This is a genomic window from Mesorhizobium sp. M7A.F.Ca.US.014.04.1.1 (genome assembly GCF_003998745.1).
Classification (GTDB): Bacteria; Pseudomonadota; Alphaproteobacteria; order Rhizobiales; family Rhizobiaceae; genus Mesorhizobium; species Mesorhizobium ciceri.
The window spans coordinates 1-3,232 of record NZ_RZRW01000619.1 but is presented as its reverse complement, the minus strand read 5'-3'; the positions used below and the strand labels follow the sequence as shown (position 1 = coordinate 3,232).

Here is a 3,232-nt window from a genome sequence, read left to right as displayed (position 1 = left end):
TGCCAGCACGATGCGCTGGACTGCGATCCTCACGATCGTGATTCGCTCGCCAAGCAATACGGATCAGCTGCGCAAGAATCCGCTCGGCGTCTTCATCAATGCCATTGACTGGTCACGCGAGCTCGACAGCGCCGTCCCAACCCCCCTTTCTCCGACGGAGTCCACCAATGAAAGGTAAAATGTCACCGATTCGTGCCGTGCTGATCCTATCGGTGTCGGCAGCGGTCGTTTCCGCTTGTGCATCGAAGAAGGTGCCGCCGCCTGAGATTTCCTATGACGCTGCCGACTTCAAACCGGCCGCGATCGAAAAGGCGCCGGAGAGGCCGATTAGAATTGTCGAGGTGCCAAAACCACTGCCGCTGCCTGGCCAAATGCAGCCCGAGCCCGGCAAGGCCGAGGACAAGCGCCCCCCTGAAGAACGCGTCGCTGATGCCAACAAAGCCGCGACCCAGCAACCCACCAAGTACGGGTATGTTAATGCCGTGCAAGTCTACCCCTTCACCGATGGCGCGCTTTATCAACTCTATGCCGCGCCGGAGCGCGTGACCGACATCGCTCTGCAGCCGGGCGAGAAACTAACCGCCGTGTCGGCTGGCGACACCGTGCGCTGGGTCATTGGCGATACCGCAAGCGGCACCGGTGACAATCAGCGCACCCATGTTCTGGTAAAACCCTTCGCGCCGGGTCTTGCCACCAATGTCGTCATTACGACGGACCGGCGGACCTATCATTTGCAGCTTCAAAGCACCGAGAAGACCGCAATGGCGGCAATCTCCTGGACCTACAGCCAAGACCAGATCATCGCGCTTCGCCAGCGCAATGCTCAAGCCGAGGCAGTTACACCGGTCGCGTCGAATATCGCGCTCGAAAACCTTCGCTTTCGCTACTCAATCAGTGGCGACACACCGCCCTGGAGACCGACGCGAGCCTTCGACGACGGCAGCAAGGTCTATATTGAGTTCCCTCGTCGCATAGATCAGGGCGAGGCGCCACCACTCTTCATCGTCGGCGCAGATGGGAGCAGCGAGCTCGTCAACTATCGCGTGCGCGGCAACTATTACATCGTCGATCGGCTCTTCGCCGCGGCCGAACTTCGCCTCGGCACCAAGCGGCAGCAGGTGATCCGCATCAGCAGGATTGACGGCAGGCAACCGCAACGGCGGATCTCGCTCTTTCGCGGCAGCCGGCGAGGTGAGGACTCATGATCGAAAATTCCCGCTCTGGCATCCCGCCGAAACTGGATCCCGAGGAACTGCAGCTTCGGGCCTCTCCCCGCCGCGTGGTGCGGTTCAGGCGCGGTGTGATCATCGCGATCGCAGCGCTCGGATCCGGCGCTGTCTTCGGCGTTACCATGATCGCCCTCCAGGGGCCGGCCCTTCGCATCAGGGATCAGGCGGAAGATCTCTACAACACTGAGCGCAAACCAACCGCCGAGGGGCTCGATACGCTTCCCCATGACTATTCCGGCATGAAGCCGAAGCCTCCCGTCCTTGGGCTACCTTTGCCGGGCGACCTCGGCCGCCCCATCCTCGAGCGGCAGCGCCAGCTCGGCATCGTGCCGGGCCAAGACATCTCGGCCGAGGAGCAGCGTCTAGCGCAGCAGGCGATCGAAGCGCGTGAATCGCGGGTGCTTTTCCGCGTCGAAAATCGAGCTCAAAAGACAGATGTCGGAGAGAGCGTGCAAACTGCTCAGCATCCATTTGAGGCGCTTCCCCAATCCGAAGCAGGACGCGCGTCAGCCTCGGTGGCGGCGGCGGAAGGCGACCAGAACAATCAGCAGCGAAAGCTTGATTTTCTCAGCCAGCGGAGCACTGGCGGGATCTACAATCCGCATGCGCTGCAGACGCCGATCTCGCCATATCAACTGATGGCTGGCAGCGTGATTGCCGCCAGCCTGATCACCGGCATCAATTCCGATTTGCCGGGCCTTGTCGTCGCGCAAGTCACCGAAAATGTGCACGACACGGTCACGGGCAACATATTGCTGATTCCGCAGGGCTCACGTCTTATCGGCGTCTACGACAGCGTCGTCGCGTTCGGGCAAAAGCGAGCGCTGCTGGTCTGGCAGCGCATTCTGCTGCCCGACGGCTCGTCGGCCGAAATCGACAATCTGCCCGCGAGCGACACCGCCGGCTACGCAGGGCTGGAAGACGAAGTCGATTTCCACACTTGGCAGATGATCAAGGGAGTGGCGCTTGCCACATTGCTCGGTGTCGGCACAGAATTCAGCCTCGGCGAAAACGAGAGCGATCTGGTCAAGGCGATCCGGGAATCAGCCCAGCAGAACGCCAGTCGAGCCGGCCAGCGCATCACCGAAAAAAACCTCAATATCCAGCCCACCATCGTCGTCCGCCCAGGTTGGCCACTGCGCGTCATCGTGCACAAGGACATCGTGCTGCGGCCATACGCCAGTTGAGCAGGAGTTATCATGGCTGACCTGAAACTTGGAAAACTTCCGGACCGAACAGCTTCGAAGATCACCATTACCGTCAGCGCGGAGCTGAGCCAAACACTCAAGGAGTATGCTGCACTTTACCGTCAGACCTATGGTCAGTCTGAAACCGTGGCAGAACTCATCCCTTTCATGCTGGCGGCGTTTCTGGAAGGCGACCGAGCCTTTGCCAAGGCCAGAAAGGAACGTCTGCCGACGGAGCTTGCCGGAAAATCGTGACTCCTCCGCTAGGGCAGCTGGAACATTGCCTAGCTGTCGCGACCTACCTGCTCCTCGCGAAGCATAGGATCAAACACCTTGGAATGCAGGTATGCGCAAGAGATGATGTGGAAGGAGATACCGCGCAACAGCCTAAGTTTGCATTTTCGATTTGGTCGGCCGTGAACTATCCGCAAGCCATTGATCTGGCCTGTTGATTGAGGCGGATAGCGGCTTTGGAATTGCAGGATTAGCGGTATTTGGACGCTGTTTTCCTGCAATTCGGTTTTGCGATTCCCTTGTGGCGCGGAGCGTGATTCACTCGGTTCGGCGGCGGCGAATCGAGGGGACAGCGAATGTCCAGGCCACGCGAGAAGCGCGAGACGGGAGAGCAGGACCTGTTCCGCTCCCGGCTCGACCAAATCATCAACATGAAGCACGAGCTGGTGCGGCTGGCGCAGGCGATCGACTGGCCGGTGCTGGAGGAGCGTTTCGGCGCCGTCTATTCGGACGGCCCCGGCATGCCGCCGCTGCCGACCCGGCTGATGGCGGGGCTGGCGATCCTCAAGCACACCTTCAACC

Annotated in this window: 4 protein-coding genes and 1 pseudogene; all 5 read left to right on the top strand. The window is 60.4% G+C overall.

Annotated elements, in window-relative coordinates; translation table 11 throughout:
- Positions 1-178 (top strand): VirB8/TrbF family protein (locus EOA22_RS28725; RefSeq protein WP_245478711.1); only part of this gene is annotated, 178 nt, incomplete at its 5' end.
- A 1-nt stretch (position 179) separates the two neighbouring features.
- A complete protein-coding gene (gene trbG / locus EOA22_RS28720; protein WP_164548809.1) occupies positions 180-1,205 on the top strand; it encodes a P-type conjugative transfer protein TrbG in 1,026 nt (341 codons plus the stop codon).
- Positions 1,202-2,416, top strand: coding sequence for a TrbI/VirB10 family protein (locus tag EOA22_RS28715; RefSeq protein WP_063169228.1), 1,215 nt, complete (start codon positions 1,202-1,204; stop codon positions 2,414-2,416). The genes trbG and EOA22_RS28715 overlap by 4 nt, the downstream gene beginning before the upstream one ends.
- Positions 2,417-2,428: 12 nt before the next feature.
- Positions 2,429-2,671, top strand: coding sequence for a DUF2274 domain-containing protein (locus tag EOA22_RS28710; RefSeq protein WP_024502859.1), 243 nt, complete (start codon positions 2,429-2,431; stop codon positions 2,669-2,671).
- Between the two features lie 335 nt (positions 2,672-3,006).
- Positions 3,007-3,232 (top strand): annotated as a pseudogene (locus EOA22_RS28705) (IS5/IS1182 family transposase); the annotation flags it as partial.